At 33.1% G+C, this 17,701-nt stretch carries 14 protein-coding genes; 6 read left to right on the top strand and 8 right to left on the bottom strand.

Annotated elements, in window-relative coordinates; translation table 11 throughout:
* Positions 1-63 precede the first annotated feature (63 nt).
* Together ABWU28_RS05395 and ABWU28_RS05390 are read left to right on the top strand one after the other, a co-directional pair.
* A complete protein-coding gene (locus tag ABWU28_RS05395; RefSeq protein ID WP_214303213.1) occupies positions 64-1,854 on the top strand; it encodes an AAA family ATPase in 1,791 nt (596 codons plus the stop codon).
* Positions 1,855-2,096: 242 nt separating this feature from the next.
* Complete coding sequence (locus ABWU28_RS05390) at positions 2,097-3,437, top strand: ankyrin repeat domain-containing protein (RefSeq protein WP_010406927.1); 1,341 nt, start codon at positions 2,097-2,099, stop codon at positions 3,435-3,437.
* 914 nt (positions 3,438-4,351) lie between these two features.
* Here the strand turns inward: ABWU28_RS05390 and ABWU28_RS05385 are convergent.
* Positions 4,352-5,380 carry a class I SAM-dependent methyltransferase gene (locus ABWU28_RS05385; RefSeq protein ID WP_026097238.1) on the bottom strand — a complete coding sequence of 343 codons (1,029 nt, stop codon included), beginning with the start codon at positions 5,378-5,380 and terminating at the stop codon, positions 4,352-4,354.
* Between the two features lie 82 nt (positions 5,381-5,462).
* On the opposite strand from ABWU28_RS05385, the gene ABWU28_RS05380 reads away from it, so the two are divergent.
* Complete coding sequence (locus ABWU28_RS05380) at positions 5,463-5,855, top strand: hypothetical protein (protein ID WP_007302103.1); 393 nt, start codon at positions 5,463-5,465, stop codon at positions 5,853-5,855.
* Positions 5,856-6,137, top strand: coding sequence for a DUF2610 domain-containing protein (locus ABWU28_RS05375; RefSeq protein WP_007302102.1), 282 nt, complete (start codon positions 5,856-5,858; stop codon positions 6,135-6,137).
* Here ABWU28_RS05375 and dapD read toward each other — a convergent pair whose 3' ends face one another.
* Positions 6,138-6,980, bottom strand: a complete 843-nt coding sequence (dapD, locus tag ABWU28_RS05370) for a 2,3,4,5-tetrahydropyridine-2,6-dicarboxylate N-succinyltransferase (RefSeq protein WP_007302101.1) — start codon at positions 6,978-6,980, stop codon at positions 6,138-6,140.
* Positions 6,981-7,018: 38 nt separating this feature from the next.
* On the opposite strand from dapD, the gene ABWU28_RS05365 reads away from it, so the two are divergent.
* Together ABWU28_RS05365 and sdhA are read left to right on the top strand one after the other, a co-directional pair.
* On the top strand, positions 7,019-7,429 hold the full coding sequence (locus ABWU28_RS05365) for a zinc-ribbon domain-containing protein (RefSeq protein ID WP_007302100.1): 411 nt from the start codon (positions 7,019-7,021) through the stop codon (positions 7,427-7,429).
* A gap of 208 nt (positions 7,430-7,637) precedes the next feature.
* Positions 7,638-9,437: a succinate dehydrogenase flavoprotein subunit gene (gene sdhA / locus ABWU28_RS05360; protein ID WP_353275724.1), complete on the top strand. Its 1,800-nt coding sequence runs from the start codon at positions 7,638-7,640 to the stop codon at positions 9,435-9,437.
* On the opposite strand, the gene ABWU28_RS05355 is transcribed toward sdhA, so the two are convergent.
* The 6 genes from ABWU28_RS05355 to ABWU28_RS05330 form a co-directional block, all read right to left on the bottom strand.
* Positions 9,409-11,451, bottom strand: a complete 2,043-nt coding sequence (locus ABWU28_RS05355) for an ankyrin repeat domain-containing protein (RefSeq protein ID WP_353275092.1) — start codon at positions 11,449-11,451, stop codon at positions 9,409-9,411. The genes sdhA and ABWU28_RS05355 overlap by 29 nt on opposite strands.
* Positions 11,452-11,695: 244 nt before the next feature.
* Positions 11,696-12,304: a guanylate kinase gene (gene gmk / locus ABWU28_RS05350; RefSeq protein ID WP_007302097.1), complete on the bottom strand. Its 609-nt coding sequence runs from the start codon at positions 12,302-12,304 to the stop codon at positions 11,696-11,698.
* Positions 12,305-12,339: 35 nt separating this feature from the next.
* Positions 12,340-14,106 carry a pentapeptide repeat-containing protein gene (locus ABWU28_RS05345; protein ID WP_012481880.1) on the bottom strand — a complete coding sequence of 589 codons (1,767 nt, stop codon included), beginning with the start codon at positions 14,104-14,106 and terminating at the stop codon, positions 12,340-12,342.
* Complete coding sequence (locus ABWU28_RS05340; RefSeq protein ID WP_029237557.1) at positions 14,090-15,064, bottom strand: ankyrin repeat domain-containing protein; 975 nt, start codon at positions 15,062-15,064, stop codon at positions 14,090-14,092. The genes ABWU28_RS05345 and ABWU28_RS05340 overlap by 17 nt, the downstream gene beginning before the upstream one ends.
* Positions 15,065-15,367: 303 nt before the next feature.
* Positions 15,368-16,324, bottom strand: coding sequence for an IS5 family transposase (locus ABWU28_RS05335; protein ID WP_213863789.1), 957 nt, complete (start codon positions 16,322-16,324; stop codon positions 15,368-15,370).
* A 481-nt stretch (positions 16,325-16,805) separates the two neighbouring features.
* Entirely contained in the window at positions 16,806-17,693 is an 888-nt protein-coding gene (locus ABWU28_RS05330) for an aspartate carbamoyltransferase catalytic subunit (RefSeq protein ID WP_149168670.1), read from the bottom strand.
* Positions 17,694-17,701 lie beyond the last annotated feature (8 nt).

The raw sequence follows: 17,701 nt of genomic DNA, 5'->3' as shown, positions 1-17,701 counted from the left end.
TATTGAATTTTTATTTTAATTATATAATAATTAAATATATCATTTAAGATTAAAGATGAGATTATGACAAGTGATCAATTACTAGCAGAAGTACTGAGTATAATTAACGATAAGACAGATTTAAATGAAGATAATATAATTCAGGAAATACAAGAAGAACTAGAGAAACAGAATCAAGATCTACATGAAGAGTGGAAGAAAGTTAAATTTGATGTAAATCATTTATTTAGTCAAGAACTTACATTGTTGCACGTAGCTGCTAGAGGTGGCTTTGAAAACGTAGCAAAAGTCCTGGTAGCAGGAGGAGCTGATGTTAATAAGAAAGATAGTAAGCGCGAGAAGATTCCTTTACATTTAGCTGCTGAAAATGGTCATGTTGAAGTAGTAGAATTTTTCTTAAATAAAGGAATAAGTGTTAATGTAATGGATAAAGAGGGCAATACCCCTTTGCATTATGCTGCAGATAATGGAAGTAGAAAAACAATATCAATTCTAATAAGAAAAAATGCAGATCCTTGGTTAAAGAATTTTCATGGTAAAACTCCAGTGAATATTTATGCATTCAAGCATCCTAATGGCTCTGGATACTTAATGCAGCTGAAAAAAGCGAAAATTCAAGGTTATATCGTTTTTGGCTCAATGTTGTTGTTAGGTGCTGCTATGGCAACATCAATTGTTGCGGTTAATTTAATTGTACCTGATGTGCCTGTATTAAAGGTGTTATTGTGTGTAAGTATTTTGTATGCATTTGCATCTATAGCTAAATATATTACGTACAAAGCGGCTGAATTGGATGCTAAAAATGAGATTAAAAACGAGCAAGATTCAAACATAATAAATATTGAAGAAGTGAGTGATGAAAAAAAATCGGTTAATAAAGCAACGCGCTCAAAAAAATTAAATGATCTTGTTTGTGCAATAAAAGGCTCTTCTAGAATAGAGATAGTTGATCCAGACAAGCAGAAAAAAGTAACACTTGATGATGTTATTGTTTCAGAGGAAGTAAGAAAAGAGTTAAAAATGATTTGTGGTCATATATCAGAGAAGAAGAAGAAAGCTCTTGAAATGCTAAGTTGCAAAATGCCAACAGGCTATATTTTATACGGTCCACCTGGAAATGGTAAAACTCTTATTGCTCGTGCAATTGCATGTGAAGCTAGTGCTAAATTTATTAGCGTTTCTGGATCTGAATGTATGCAAAAATATGCTGGACACAGCGCGCATTACATAAAAGATCTTTTTGCAAAAGCGAGAGAAAATGCTCCTTGCATAGTCTTTATAGATGAAATAGATGCTGTTTGTACAAAACGTAGTAATAGTGGACGAAGTGATGAAGAACACAACCGAATTGTAAATCAGTTTTTATGCGAGCTTGATGGTTTTAATCCTATAGAAGGCGTGACAATCATTGCTGCAACTAATCGTCTAGAAAGTTTAGATGAAGCAGTAATTAGATCAGGTCGCCTCTCTAAACATATTGAAATTCTTTTACCAGATAAAAGCCTACGTGAAAAAATATTGGGTCTTTATACGGAAAAAGTGCCAATGGCACCAGATGTAAATCTAGCAAAACTTGCAGAAGAAACTAATGGTTTTTCAGGAGCTGATCTAGAAAATTTGGTAAATGAAGCAAAACTTCATGCTGTAGATCAGATTTGCGAAGAAGAGTCAGAAGATGAAGAGCTAAAAGTGACAGTGAACATGGATGATTTCAATAATGTACTTAAAGATCTTAAATCTAAAAAGGTTGAGGTTAAGAATGAGAACGAGGCAGTGAATGATTTTATAGAGTTTTGTAAAAATATTTCAAAATGTACAAGTTCGAGCAAAGATTCTTCTTACTTAGCTACATAGAAAACATATGGATCTCCTTATTGTAAAGCAGGAAAGTGATTCAGCAAATGTAAATGCAAAAGTAGAGATAGAGTACAAAAAAAGCAGGTAAAATTTAGTTGTGTTAGATAGATTTTGACTTTCTGCCCTTTTTCTTACCGTTTATCGCAAATCTCCCTAACGTTTATATCTCTCTTACAGATTCATTCAAACTTAATTAAGTGGGAGTATTGTTAATGCGAAAAGGGTTTAATTAAAATGGTATGGCGTGTGAGGAAGACATACATCAATTGGTAGAAAGTGGATTTGATATTAACTCAAAAGATGTAAGCGGAGTCACTCTCTTGCATAAGTTTACAAAAGAAGGCGATTTAGTTGGAGTAAAATCATTATTAGAGCACGAAGCTGACTTTAATGTTGTGGACAATGAAAATAGAAATCCACTGCATTATGCTATTATGCATGGACACAAAAAAATTGCTAAACTTCTTGTTAATCAACTGACAATTAATTCTAGAGATAAAAATGGATTTACTCCACTTCACCTTGCTACACTACAAGATGACACAGAATTAATGGATTTTTTAATAACAAAAGGCGCAAAAATTAATGAAAAAGATGCTGAGGAAGGCTATACTCCTCTTCACATAGCTTCATTATACGGTTCTAAAAAGAGCGTCCAGATTTTAATTGATAGCGGAGCAAATCTTGAATGTGAAGATAACAACTTTCGTACTCCTTTATTTTTGACCATTTATCAATGTACTACACATTATGAAAGTAGAGCAGAGATTATAGAATATCTGATAAAGAAAGGTGCAAACATAGAAGCAAAAGATGCAGAAAATAATACTACGCTTTTTCTAGCAGCATATAACAACAAAATGCAACTGGTAAAGCTTATTGTAAAGCAAGCAAAAGCTAAGTTAAAAGAGTTTATTTGCACAAAAAATAAACATGGTTTTGATGCACTGGATTGCGCTATTAAGCATAATAATAGGCAAATGGTAACATTTCTTGTTTCAAAGGGAATAGAAGCAGATGACCAAGATTGTAGCGGTAACACCAGGTTACATAAAGCTAGCTATAATGGTGATACTAAAGCAGTTAAGTTCTTATTGGAGCTTAAGGTAAACGTTAATGCCGTCACTAGATGCAACAGAACTCCTCTGCTACTTGCAGCTAAAAAAGGCCATGTAGAAATTGTAAGAATGTTGTTAGCAGTAAAAGCCAATATGAATATTTGTGATCAACAAGGTTTTACACCTCTGCATCTTACTATTCAAAAGGATTATTTTGATATAGCTCAGCTATTAATAGAAAAAGGGGCAATTAATTGTAGTAATGATTATACTGCAATAGATATGTTTATTGACAAGGCTCATAGCAAAAAAAATATTGAAGAAAATTACAAAAAATTTTGTAGGTTTTTGATGCTTTACTTGAAAGAGCTACATAGTAAACACAAAGCCTTTTGTGTACTTTCAATCCTAGCTCTAAGCTTAACAATTATAGGTTTACCATTTATTTTCAAGCCTATTATTAAATATAGAGAAAGAAGTAAAATATATAAAAAAATTAGGGCTATGCTGATTTATATTTAAGTATAACAGGAGAACTAAGCTAATATATGACAATTATCTGCTCGATAAAAATGGAATTAAATGTATCCGTTTAGCAGAGTGGCAAAATAAAATAGACAAAACCATAAAAATAAATGGTGTCATGCAATTTGAGCTTCGGCATAGATCCCACATAAATTTTTTGGTACATATTTTTTCAACATTAATTTCGTATTCCATTCAAAGAATATTAATATTAGCATATAAGTATGAATATTATGCTAATATAATTACTTTTTAGGTATACATGGCAAATTTATGCCTGGAAACAGTTTTTCCTACACTTTCTTTATAAAAATCACAGGCGCCTGTTATTAGCTAAAGTAAAGGTCAAGTATCTGGAATTCTGGACATAAAATCCTCCTGTATAAAAAGATTAGAAAAAAATGCAGCGCACATATGACAGACCGCTGAAAAAGATACGCTACGTTTTTTATTGAAAAGTTAACTGAAAGTCTGCAGACAAAGATAGATTTTGAGCTCTTAAAATATCTCTAATTGTCATTATAATCAGATTCAAAATATGCGGAAGTAATTTTTTTTGACAATAGATTTCTTGCATAACCAAGTGTCATTCCAGCTGGGATCCAACTAAACACTTTACAACGTTTTTTGCGCGAAAAGGCTGGATGCCAGTGTCAGCTACTTGCATGACATCGTCTTGGATGAAAATCAGTACGTGATGCACCAAAAATTGTGCATCAAAAGGGTGTCATTTGAGTAACTTTTTTGTTGTCGTGCCAGTGTCAGCTACTTTCATGACACCTATTTGTTCCTATGATAGTCTTATCTGTCTATCTTATTTTGCTACTCTGCTGAACAGATACGTTTTTTTTACCTTTTTTATTCTGTAAATTTTTTAGTATTTGTATGTTTAACATAAGAACTACACAAGACTACAAATGGTGAATCAGCATTACCTTAAAGAGAGTACCCATATTTTCAGTTAACCTTAAAAATTCACTGAAGATCTTATTCTTCTGTTCATTACTTGCATTTTCCATTAAAGCTTGCGCTCTTTCCTTTATACCAAACAAATATAAAAATTCTCTTTGAGTTAAAATCTCACAATTTAAGTATTTTAATGAATCTTTTAACGCTTGAAAGTTTACAAGTGCAGTAATATCACTGTTACCAATATTTTCAAGAAAATTAGCATACTGATGCTGCCTTATCGATTGCAAAGTGCTCTTATATTCAGGATATACATAACCATAATCTATAATCAGGGCAGCTCCTCCGTTATTGACTATCTTATTCTCAAGTTTCTTTAATATTTCGATTCCGGCTAGGCATACTTCCACTACTGCACCATTGAAACCCCCTGTCATTCCAGTCTGGAATCCAGTTTTTGGTCTGGTTAAGCACTGGAGTGACAATGAAAGACTGCCATCATCTTGTTTTATTACTCTATTTTCATACCACTGCCCATCACGATAAATAAATTGGTCAATTGGAAGGGCGTCAAATAACTCATTTGCAAAAAAAATAGTTGGCTGATTTGGTAAGTTGTCGACATCTGTGTGCCAATTAATATCTAATCCCTTTAATTTTTCCTTTTGTATTTTCTGTAAAATAGGGCTTATCTCAACTAGATGAATGTCCATTGAGCTAAAAAAACAGCTATATTTTTTGGTGACTCTTATTACATCATGAATGAGTGTTCCTTTACCTGGTCCAAGTTCAACTAGAGAAAATTTTGATGGCTTTCCTAATTTTTCCCATGTATTCATTATCCACACTGCAATTGTTTCACCAAATAGCTGACTAATTTCAGGTGCAGTAATGAAGTCACCATCTTTGCCAAGTGGTAATTTATTCATGTAATAGCCGTACTCTTTATGATATAGAGCAGCGTTCATAAAATCACTGATAGATATTGATCCTTGGCTTTTATCAATTAATTCGTGTATATAAGTGAGCATATTATTAATAAACATTTAACTATAGCGTGCCATACTATAAAATAGTGGAGTATTTATATATATAATATAAGTTTAAAAACATATGAGTAGTATTCCTTTGGTTATGGACAATCAAGATACGGATTATGTTACCCTTATACCTCAAGATGATGGTATTGAATATAAATTTAAAGAAGCTATCAATTTTGTAGAAAATAAGGTTGTAAGTGCTGATGGATTAACTTTAGCGGAGGTATTTCAAGCATTGGTTCAAATGTTGAATGGTGATCTAGAGTTAGTAAAAAAAGTGTTAGCATATACTAATATTATGGTAAAGCATGGAATGAGGGTAGCAAAAGAGTCACAGCTAAGCAGAGCCGATGTTCGTCGAGCTTTAGAAGGCAAAGAAAGTGTGTTTAATAGGCAAGATTTTATCAAAAAACCACCTCTTGTATCTTCTATAAAATCGGTTAAAAAGAAAAGTAGAGGTCTTTAAATGGCTGAGTCTATAAAAAAATTTACTGTACAGTGTGATTTCAAAGGACAGAATGCACCTTTTGCAGTATATATAGGAAATCCAAAGGGTGATACTCATCCAATTCACCATCAAGATTCATGGCTTGCAAAGGAGCGTGGAGGAAACATTCCTAATAAAGTTAAAGAAAGTTTGCAAAAATTATACAAGCTGTCTCAAGAAAACGGGATCTCTTTTCCAGAATTATGCGCATATGCCATTACTATAGTTAGTAATAATGATAAAAAAAGTGACGGTAAGTAGTTAGATTCTCAATATTTCATTTATAGAAGTTTTTGATCTCGTCTTCTCGTCCACTTTTTTTACTATAACTGCACAATAGGTTGAGACATTATTTCTAGATCGAGTAGATCCTGGCACGACTACAGAATAAGGTGGCACTTCACCGTAAAATACTTTGTTCGTTTCCCTATCAATGATTTTTGTTGATGCTCCAATAAACACCCCCATACTAAGGACTGATCCTTCTCTTATTATAACACCTTCGGCTACCTCACTGCGCGCTCCAATAAAGCAATTATCCTCTATAATGACTGGAGAAGCTTGAATAGGCTCGAGAACTCCGCCTATTCCCACTCCACCGGAAATATGACAGTTTTTTCCTATTTGTGCACAACTACCAACTGTTGACCAAGTGTCTATCATTGTGCCAGAATCAATGTATGCACCAACGTTGATAAAACTTGGCATTAGAACAACATTTTTACCTATGTAAGCAGATTGGCGGACAAAACACCCAGGAACTGCTCTAATTTTTGAATGGTAAAATTTTTCTTCATTCCATTCACTAAACTTACTACCGATTTTGTCAAACCAGCAATTGGTGTTGTCTATTATTTTGCTTTCCTCAGTGAGGAAATGTAATAATATTGACTGCTTTATCCACTTATGTACTATCCATTCTCCACTTGATAGCTTTTCTGCTACTCTAATTTTACCACTGTCAAGTAACTCAATTACCTCTTTGATTATTAATCTTGCTTCGTGTTTTAGATTATAGTCGTTAAGTTTTTCTTTATCTTTCCAAATATTTTCTATCTCATCTTGTAATTTTTTAGTTGCAAATTTTTCATTTATTATATACATATTGATATCAAATTTATATTATTTTATACGTAAGCACTATGAAAATACAATGTCATAATTGTACTAAAACTTACTTAGTATCTCGTGGGCAAATAGGTGAATCTGGAAGAAAAGTGAAATGTACAAACTGCAATCACATGTGGCATGAGTATCTAAAAGAAATGTCAAGTGAATTGTGCCCTGCTGGTATACAAGAAAAAAAAGCTAACTGGAGGCAAAGTTTAACTCTAGCTTTTGCAACAGTTGCAGGGTTATGCGTTATAATTGTTGGTGGTATCTTTCCAGGAGAGGTAAGTAAGATATATAAAGCAGTTAGTTCATATAAAGATTCAATAAGCCATAAATTAGGATACAAAAAAGTGCAAACGGAAAATTCAAGTGCGAGAGAACTTGTTGTAAATGAGTTTTATCAAGATTACCTTTTTCTATCTAATTTTAGATCTAATTAAATAGGCATAAGTCATCAATGTTATGCAAATAACTACACTTATTCCTTTATGATAGTGTCATTCCAATTTCAGCTACTTTCATGACGCCCTATGATTGTTATTACATCGTTTACTATAGATTTGTTTCAGAAGCTTACATCCAGAAAACTTGTATAGATTTTTTCTACTTCTGTGATATTATAAGCCTGTGATGATAAAATAAGTGGATATGGATAAGTCAGCGTATGAAATCATAGAGCATGAGTATGATGTGGTGATAGTAGGTGCAGGTGGAGCAGGGCTTAGAGCAACACTTGGAATGGCTGCAACTAATTTTTCAGTTGCCTGTATTTCTAAGATTTTCCCTACACGGAGTCATACAGTTGCAGCACAAGGCGGAATTAGTGCAGCCTTGAGCAACATTGCTGAAGATGATTGGCGCTGGCATGCGTATGACACAATAAAAGGTTCAGACTGGCTTGGCGATCAAGATGCAATAGAGTATATGTGTAAAAATGCTGCCAAAGCTGTGATTGAACTTGAAAATTTTGGTGTACCCTTTTCTCGTACGGAAGATGGAAAAATATATCAGCGTGCCTTTGGTGGAATGACAACTCACTTTGGTAAAGGAAAATCGGCTCAGCGTACTTGTGCAGCAGCAGATAAAACTGGGCATGCAATTCTTCATACTCTATATCAGCAATGTCTTAAATTTAACGCTGAATTTTTTGTCGAATATTTTGTAATCGATTTGATTATGGACAAAGGGACATGCTGTGGGGTGATAGCTTGGTCGCTGTGTGATGGTACGTTGCATAGATTTCGTGCACATTCTGTGGTAATAGCAACAGGTGGTTATGGACGTGTTTATTTTTCTGCAACAAGTGCACACACCTGCACAGGTGATGGTAATGGCATGGTGGTAAGAGCTGGGTTGCCACTTGAAGATATGGAGTTTGTGCAATTTCATCCAACAGGAATATATGGCTCAGGGTGCTTGATGACGGAAGGATGCCGCGGTGAAGGTGGGTACCTCGTTAATTCTCAGGGTGAGAAGTTTATGGAACGTTATGCGCCAAAGGCAAAAGATTTGGCTTCTCGTGATGTAGTAAGTCGAGCAATGACAATTGAAATTAGAGAGGGAAGGGGAGTTGGGCCAAAGAAAGATCACATGTACTTGAATATAGCTCATCTTGATCCGGAAGTAATAAAGCTCAGATTGCCAGGTATTAGTGAAACAGCAAAGACCTTTGCAGGAGTTGATGTTACTAAAGATCCGATACCTGTTATTCCAACTGTTCACTACAACATGGGCGGTATTCCAACCAACTATCATGGGGAAGTGATCACGTTGCAAAAAGGTAAAGAAGAAGTGGTAGAAGGATTATTTGCAATAGGAGAGGCAGCATGTGTTTCTGTACATGGTGCAAATCGACTAGGTTCCAACTCGCTTCTTGATCTTGTGGTTTTTGGTAGAGCTGCCGCGCTTAGGGCAAAAGAAAAATTGAAACCTGATACACCACATAAAAAATTGCATTCAGACTGCACAGACTGGATAGTAGATAGATTTAATAAAATGAGATTTGCTTCCGGAGAGTTCAAAGTAGCAAAAATACGAAGTGAAATGCAGCACACTATGCAGAAATATGCATCGGTATTCCGTGTTGCTGAAGTTTTAGAGGAAGGTAAAAAAGCTATAAAAGAAGTAGCAAAAATGATGCCTAACATTGCAGTTGAAGATCGTAGTATGATATGGAATAGTGATTTGGTTGAAGCTCTGGAGCTTGCCAATATGATTCCACAAGCAGTTATTACCATGGAATGCGCAGCTAATCGCGAGGAAAGCAGGGGTGCTCATGCTCGTGAAGATTTCCCTGAACGTGATGATAAAAACTGGATGAAGCATACTATAGCATGGCTTAAAGAAGAGAAAAGCCAAGTTAGTGTAGAAATTGACTATAAAAAAGTTGCTGAAAAAACTCTGAGCGATGAGATTGATTTCATCGCCCCGGAAAAGAGAATTTATTAGTTAACCCATCTGGTTTATTTATAAATTGACGTAGTATTGATACATAGCTCATTTGAGTAGCTGGGCTTTCTGTATGCTCCGATTGATTTGACGATCTTTGTACTTCTTGCTCTGCTGAGTTGTTAGCTAAATTTTGTTGTTCAGTAATATTTTCAGGTTGTTTTGCAGCTAGGTGATCATCTTTACGGCTTTGCTTATCGTTGGTTAATTCCTTAACAGACTTCCTAATGCCGCTAAGTCCCAAAGTGAATATCAGACAGACCACTCCTGTTATAGCTATGATGGGTAACGCTGCTCCAATTGCAATTTGTCCTTGAAAGCAAGAAAGTGTTACCATTGTAATAATAGTAGTTGCTACTGTGATTGCTAACAATACACTAGCTCTCCTGCCCGGATCAATGCATTTCCATACAACAGATGCTCCTTTTTTTACACCAGAACCTAGCTTTTTAATGCCTGATTGACATTTTTTCGAAGCAGTTCCACAGTGGTATTTTTCCTCAAGCTTCTCTTTTAGTTCTTTAGCTTTCTCCTGTGCTTTCTGTGGAGTGCTTGAACAATCTTTTAGATCTCGTAAAGTTAAATAGTACTTTTTAGTATGGAGTTCTGGATCTTCTAACCATAAAGAATCAGGGTTAGCACCGTTTTGTAATAATGCTGCACAAAACTTTGTTGTATTATCATAATTAGTTGCTAAATCAAAAATTGTTTCTTGCGATAGGTATTCGATACTTTTTTTTTCTGCTTTTTTCTTTAGTGCTAATTCTAGAGGTGTATTTCCTTGCCTGTTAGTTGCTTTTATAGCTTCATCTAATTTATCTTCAGATATTTTTCTTTCTTTTACTAAGGCTGATATTAATTTCAAGCATGTAACTTTTTGCTTCCCTCTCAGCAAGGCAATATGGTGTAAAGCATTATTGCCATTTGCATCTTTAAGGTTAATATCTGCTCCTTTTTTCAATAATTCCTTAAAAGATTTTTCATCTTTAATTGCTAAATGTAGTTGATAATTATCATTACTATCTGGAGTATTTATGGTATGGGCTATAACTTCTTCAACTTTTGTTTTTATTTCTGGTTTTCGCTCAGCCAATTTCTCTAAAAATTTAAGATAGTATTCATTTTGCTTTTTAGATAATTTTTCTAAATCCTCTGTAGGTAAGCTTAGCTTGGCTCCATACTTTAACAATTTTGCAAGAAACTTAAGTGTATTATCGCTACTTCTAACTGTATTAGACTCATGTTTCCCTTTTATTATCTTGTTAATTAGTGCTACCTGAAAAGGAGTCTTTCCTTGTTGATTTTCACTATCAACAAGTTGTACTAAATTTTTCTCGTTAGCTATTTTTATCAAGGTATCTAGAAACTTAAGCTTTTGTTTCTTTTTGAGCGATGCAATAAGGTGTAAAATATTATTTCCTTTTTCATCTGTTATGCCACTGACATTTGTGCAATCTTTTAGGTATTTTCTAAATTTCCTGTTGTTTCCATTTTGGATTGCATTTAGTAATTGAACGTCATTATCAGAATCCGATATTCCGTTTATTCCATCTTCAAAATCGCTATCAGAATCTGATATTCCGCTCATTTCATCTGCAAAATCTCTACCGTAGCCACTGTCTTGTTCGCTGTACCTACTAAAACAACTTTTAGTGACTTCAGAAATTACTTGTTTTTTTGTTTCATTTGATATTCTTTTCGATCGTTCTATTACTTCACCTAGCACTGGAAGGAAACATTGGACATAATATCTGTGATATTTTTCCTGTTCTCTAAGCGATTCTTCTAATTTAGTTAATACTTCAGGACTAGCGCCTTCCTTAAATAACCTTTTACATTCCTTGAGTGTTCCATCTCGACTTCTTGGTTTTTCATGCTTATGTTTTTCTTTTTTTACCTTTCTCTCTATAATATTATACAATTGCTTGTCTTTTTTATCTTGTTTTTCATTTTTGTTTATACATTTGTCTAGTTTATTTGCATTACTAACTAATACACTTGAATCTATACTCATATTAAAACCTCAATATTAAAAGCTATTTGGCGTTAACGAATTGTATTAAACTTTTAAATTGAGCTAGATGTTATCGAAATATAGGTGAAAAGGCAGAAAACTAGTTTCTATTAGAAAATCTATTGTCATAGTCAAATCCCCACTTTAGCACTTGTCTACTATTTTAACTATTTTATCTTAAAAAATAATAAATGTGGCTAAACTGTGAAGCGTGAATGCTGCTAAAAGAGATAAACAAATATTTTTATAGATCTTTCAAACTTGATTTTTCTTCTAATTTTTTAAGCATTCCTTTACTTAGTATTGATTTTATCTCTTCTACGCTTTTATCAAGATTATCATTAATTATTACGTAATCATATTTATTACTTTTACTTATCTCTTTTTGCGCTTCGGCTAATCTACGCTCTATTTCAATTTCATCATCACTATTACGCCTTTGTAGACGCAGTCTAAGCTCTTCCATTGAGGGAGGTAGTATAAAAACACTTACAACTTTTTCTCTTAAGATTTCAAACAAATGAAATGCTCCTTGCCAATCTATATTCAGTAAAACACTTATTCCACTGCTCAGGTTTTGTTCTATAAAATCTTTTGGTATACCGTAAAAATTCTCAAAAACTTTGGCATATTCAAGCATTTGACCAGCCTTACATAGTTCGTGAAACTTTTCTTCAGTAACGAAAAAATAGTCTTTTCCGTTTACTTCACCGGGACGAGGTTTGCGTGTAGTCATAGAAACAGACATAACTAAATCAGTTGATTGCTCAAGTAATTTTTCTGATATAGTAGTTTTTCCAGCTCCAGAAGGAGAGGATAGAATCAGTAGTATGCCCTCATTTTTTACGGTCATTTTTCTTTATTTAACAAGTACATTATAGAGCTTTTTTAAGACTTTGTATTTTTTAAATCAAAGTTTAAAAGACTAGAGCCCTCTAAATTAGAATTTGATAAATTGGCATCAATAAGAGAGGAATTATCAAAGACAGTATAACGTAAATCGGCTTTTTCAAGATTTGCCTTATTCAAATTAACGTTTACAAACTTTGCTCTGCTTAATATTGAATTAGAAAAAATAGCATTTTCTAAATTCATATCTTTAAACTCAAAGTAAGAATAATTTACATCAAATTTTTCACCCTGCGATATTTTCTCTTGCAGATCTTTAATTGAAGTTATAGCACTCTCTAGACCTGTAATTTTGCTCTGTCCCTGATTGTCAATCATAATTGAATTATCAAATTTGCAATCTGTTAAATGAATATCAGCAATTGAACTTTTATATATGCTTGAAGAGAGGAAAGAGACATCACTCACTGTTGAATTATTCAAATTGCTAAGAAAAAAACTAGTCTTTCTAAAGGCATTATCATAAAACACGGAGGATTTGAAATCACTTTCAATAAAGTTTGAATTAGTGACTTTTGACTTAGACCAGCTCGAATTATCAGCTAATAATTTGAAGAATATTGAATTTTCTATCTCACTCGAATCCATATTATGGTGGGAAAGAGTACTATTATAAATTTGAGAGTCTTTAATTTTTGTCTTATAAATTGAAGTTCTAGAAAGATCTGAATCTTCTATTTTTGCAGAGGTAAACAATGAATGATCAAAGAACGAACCACTCATGTCAGAATTCACAACTTTAGTATTATGAAACTTTCCATGACAAATGTTAGCGTTATAGGTATTAACTTTATACAATTCACTAAAACTAAAATCAATATTAGATAAATCAGCATCCTGAAGGTCTGCTTCGAAAACATATGCATGTTTTATCTTGGAACCATTTAGTATAGATTTAATGAAGTTTGAATTATCCCCTTTCACATAGGAAATTTGTGAATTGCTTAAATTGGCTTTTTCGAAATTACTGTTGACTATAATGGAAGAATTAAAATAGGCGTTTGAAAGATTGCTACCTGTAAAATCCGATTTTTTTATTTCTGCACCATATATGTTAGCATTTTTTAATGAAGAAAATTGTACCTTGAGCTTATGTGCATCCACTCCAAAGAAACTTGCGTTGTCGAAATTATTTTTCTGCATAACAGTGTCGTTTATTTCACTATCACTAAAATTGATGTAGCTTGCACTTGAGTTTGATAAATTGGAGAAATTCATTTTTACATTCAAAAACTTGGTATGCAAACCAATTATATTACGCATACTTACTTTGTTGAGATTAGAATTGATAAAATCAGCATAACTGATATTAGACTGATCAAATATGATATCTGTTAAATTTGTAGAAGCAAATTTTGAAAAACTTAAATTTGTGCCTTTTATTTTAACGCCATGTAAATTAGCATTGGAAAAATTGGCACCACGCAAATCAACATCGATAAAAGACACATCTGATAAATCGGTGTTAGAAAAATCGGCACCAATTAAACTTACTCCATCAAAAATAGATTTGCTTAAATACAATTGACTAAAATTAGCACCATTTAAATTAGGACCAAAACCTTTCTTAAAATCTTGTGGTATGCTGGCTTTATTACACTGTACTAAAAATTTAGCAAAATCTTTTGTATTGTAAGATATGTATTTTACATCGTGCAGAGCACTTAAAAAATCATTGATTGCATCATCTCCATAGCATAAATGACCAACTAAAATTAATATCAAAAGTCTAATTATCTTTTGCATCGCAGGTACTTTCTTTTGTTTTTATAGCAAAGTTATACATCTCTGAGTCTTCTTCATTGTTTATTTCTTTATCCTCTAAAAGGTATGGCATCATTTCAGCAATTGCATTTATTATATCGATCTTCTTTTTCTCAATTGCTATGTCGATAGGGGACTTAAAATTATTATCAACTACTCTAGGATCAGCACCTTGTAATAAGAGAAAGCGAACTGTGTCTATTTGACCTTGTTTCACTGCATAAATTAGAGGAGTATCACCCAATTTATTTCTAAATCTTAGTATTTCTTGAATTGTTAATCCAATTTTTTCTAGCTTATTTATTACTCCTCTTAGACAAATTAAGTTGCCCTTCTTGATGCAGTAAAAAAATTGCTTACTGTAATCATCAGTAAATATAGTTTTAGGAAGGTGCTCATTTAGGCTATCATATTGTCTTTTATATATAGACTTGCTTTTATGTTTTTTTATTTCTTTGTTTAGCTTTGTCCATTTTTCGCTTTTTTCATTTTTTTTGTTCACAGGTGTTATATTGTCAGGCTGTTCTTCTTTCTTTTTCTCTGTTAATTGGCTTGTTGAAAGTTCGGTGTCTTTTTTGCTAATCTCCTCTTCAGGCTGTAGGTTTGTTTGATTATTGTGACTGATTTTCTTCTCTTCAGGTTCTTCTTTTTTTTCTTCTGATAAAGGACTTGTTAGAGCTTTGGTATCTTTTATATTAGTCTCCTCTTCAGACTGTAGGTTTGTTTGATTACTTGAAGGTACTTCTTCATTGATTACATTTGTTGGGTCTGTGATTTCTTTGAGTTCGCTCAGAAGCGGAGAAGTTTTTTCAGCATCAGTGTTGCTTTTCGATACGTCTTCTTGATTTATACTGCTTTCATTTTTATTTTCTTCAGGCTGTTCTGCAGCAAGCAGGTTAGATATAACAATTAATAGTATGAAGAATGCTTTATATTTCATAAACATTGCAAATATAGGCTTAATTAAAATGATACTATAATCAAATGATTAATCTACAGTAAAAAGTGCTTTAGTTATTGTACAAGTATGATTATGTAAAAATTTATTTTTCTCTTTTATCTAGGTTTTATTTGAAATTGTCATTTGAGTAGCTGACATACAACTGTACGGACATTAAAGAAATCAGTATACAGCTGTATGAACATTGTGGTAATTTGCGTACTAAACAATGTCATCTAAGTAGCTGACACTGGGATGGCTTTGTTGCACAGCTCTTCGGATAGTGGGTAATGTATAATAAATTCATGAAGCTATATCAAACTTAGCCATGCCTATTTCAGTAAATTTGTTAAGCAAATAACACTTGAGTAGCAGTTCCTTCTCACGATTAATCTCAGATTTATTCCTAAAACTAAATCCAAATATTTGCTTCAGTCGCGAGAAAAAACTTTCTATATAAGATCTCTTCCAATAATTTATCTCTTTTTTCCACCTCTTCATACCATCTTCATCATATGACTTTATGAGCTTGATTGTAGAATTTCTCTCATTCATATAATCCAACTTTGGATGCTCTACTGCATTATTTTGCGGAGGAATCCTTGTCTTTATGTCAAGCTCATCGCACAGTTTGTATAACTTCTTTCGATTATATGCCCTATCTGCATATATCGTGCTTATGTTATACTTGGTATCCACTCTTTCAATAAGATCACAGGCTCCATAGTGGTCGGAATAAACTCCACTACTGTATTTTGCAGCTATAACTTTTTTACTACCTATCTCTAGCATTACATGTAGCTTTCTTGTTTGCTCATAGCGGCGATACTTTCTATCTGTACCATTTGCCTTACTATGGCCTGGAATATTATTGTAGATGCTGATACCTGTACTATCTATAGCAATTTCAATATCTTCCATATCGTTCTTATCAACTCTGCAGTCGTTGATTTTGATATTAAGCTTTTTAAACCTTCTTGAAGCCTGCGAATAGCTGATAATTTGCAAAATTTTCCCTATTTGCTCAAGATATTTCTCTATAAATCCCACTGTTTGCCTAAGACCAATCCTGAATAGATAGGTTATTATGTGAATTAGAATCACTACTTTGTCGCTGTAGACATTGTTGCCACCTGCTACTTTTGGACTATTTTCGTACCAATTTTCAATGGCATCGTTGATATAATGAAAAACATTTCCCCTTTCTTGAAGAAATTTGTTATATTCATTGCAGTTACTGACTTTCATTCTTATTGGCATATTTTTCCTTTGTCGGCTAAATATCTATTTTATAACAAATTCCATCAGTAACTGCCTGTTCTTTCCTTGAGTGGTGCAACAAAGCCCACTGGGATCCATTTTCCATCATCATTAGAAACGTTATATTTTAGCATAACTTTTAACTCACAAATTTAACTGGATGCCAGTACTGGCTACTTTTATGACATCTATCATTTTATGTTTATAGTATTTTTTGCAAATAAATATTTGCTAAATTAAGTGCAAAAATTACTTGACACATTTTGTAGTTTGATTATTATTAGTGAAAATGAGGGTATTTTAGAGCTCGAAATTCACCTTATTCAAGTCTGCAGACTTTTCAACTAATCTCTCAATAAAAAAATATAGCACAGTCTACTTCAGTGCATACTTAATTTCTGTCATGAGGTGTGTTATATTTTTCTAAATCGTTTTTTATAGGAGGATCATTATGTCTAAAATTCCTTAAAATTAATTAAAGTTAAACATTTATTAAATAGTGCAGTACTGCCTTACGCGTTGCTAATCCAAACTTTACTTGCTGTAAAATAACACAATCTGCTATATCATTGCTAATCTCAATGCCTCTATTTATTGGTCCTGGGTGCATAACAATTGCATCGGGTTTTGCATGCGATAGTTTTTGTGCATCAAGTCCATACAAATGAAAATATTCTTTTTCTGAAGAATTATTATTCATGCGCTCTTTCTGCAACCTCAAGAGCATAATTACATCAGCATCCTTTATACCTTCAGTTAATGAATAATGAAGTGAATCTACTTCAGGAAGATGCTTACAAATCAAAGCTGGTGGTGCAACTAAGCTTATTTTTGCTCCAAACATTTTTAGCAATCTTATATTTGATCTTGCAACTCTACTGTGCAAAATATCTCCACATATCACAATTTTGAGGTTTTTTATTTGCTTTTTATGACTGATAATTACGAGATAATCTGCAAGAGCTTGAGTTGGGTGTTCACTGCTTCCATCGCCTGCGTTGATTAGCGAGCAATTGACATGCTTTGCCAATGTATTAATAATACCACTACTTTTATGCCTGATTATCATATAGTCAGGATTCATTGCATTTAGTGTTTTTATCATATCTTTTAGATCTTCCCCTTTGTTAATAGAAGAAGATTTTATTGGTAAAGTTATAACATTTGCTCCAAGGCTCTTTGCTGCTATTTCAAAAGATGCGAGCGTACGTGTTGAATCTTCAAAGAATAGGTTTATGACTATTTTATTTTTCAGAACATGACTATTTTCAACTTTTTCTTCAAGGTATTGGTTGGCTAATTTAGTTATATTTTCTACATCACCGATTGTGAGGTCTGAGATATTTAATAAATTCCTTCTCTTGTCCATAGCTCCTT

The organism is Wolbachia endosymbiont (group B) of Pilophorus perplexus, assembly GCF_964028155.1.
Taxonomy (GTDB): Bacteria; Pseudomonadota; Alphaproteobacteria; order Rickettsiales; family Anaplasmataceae; genus Wolbachia.
This window is presented reverse-complemented; position numbering and strand designations above follow the sequence as displayed.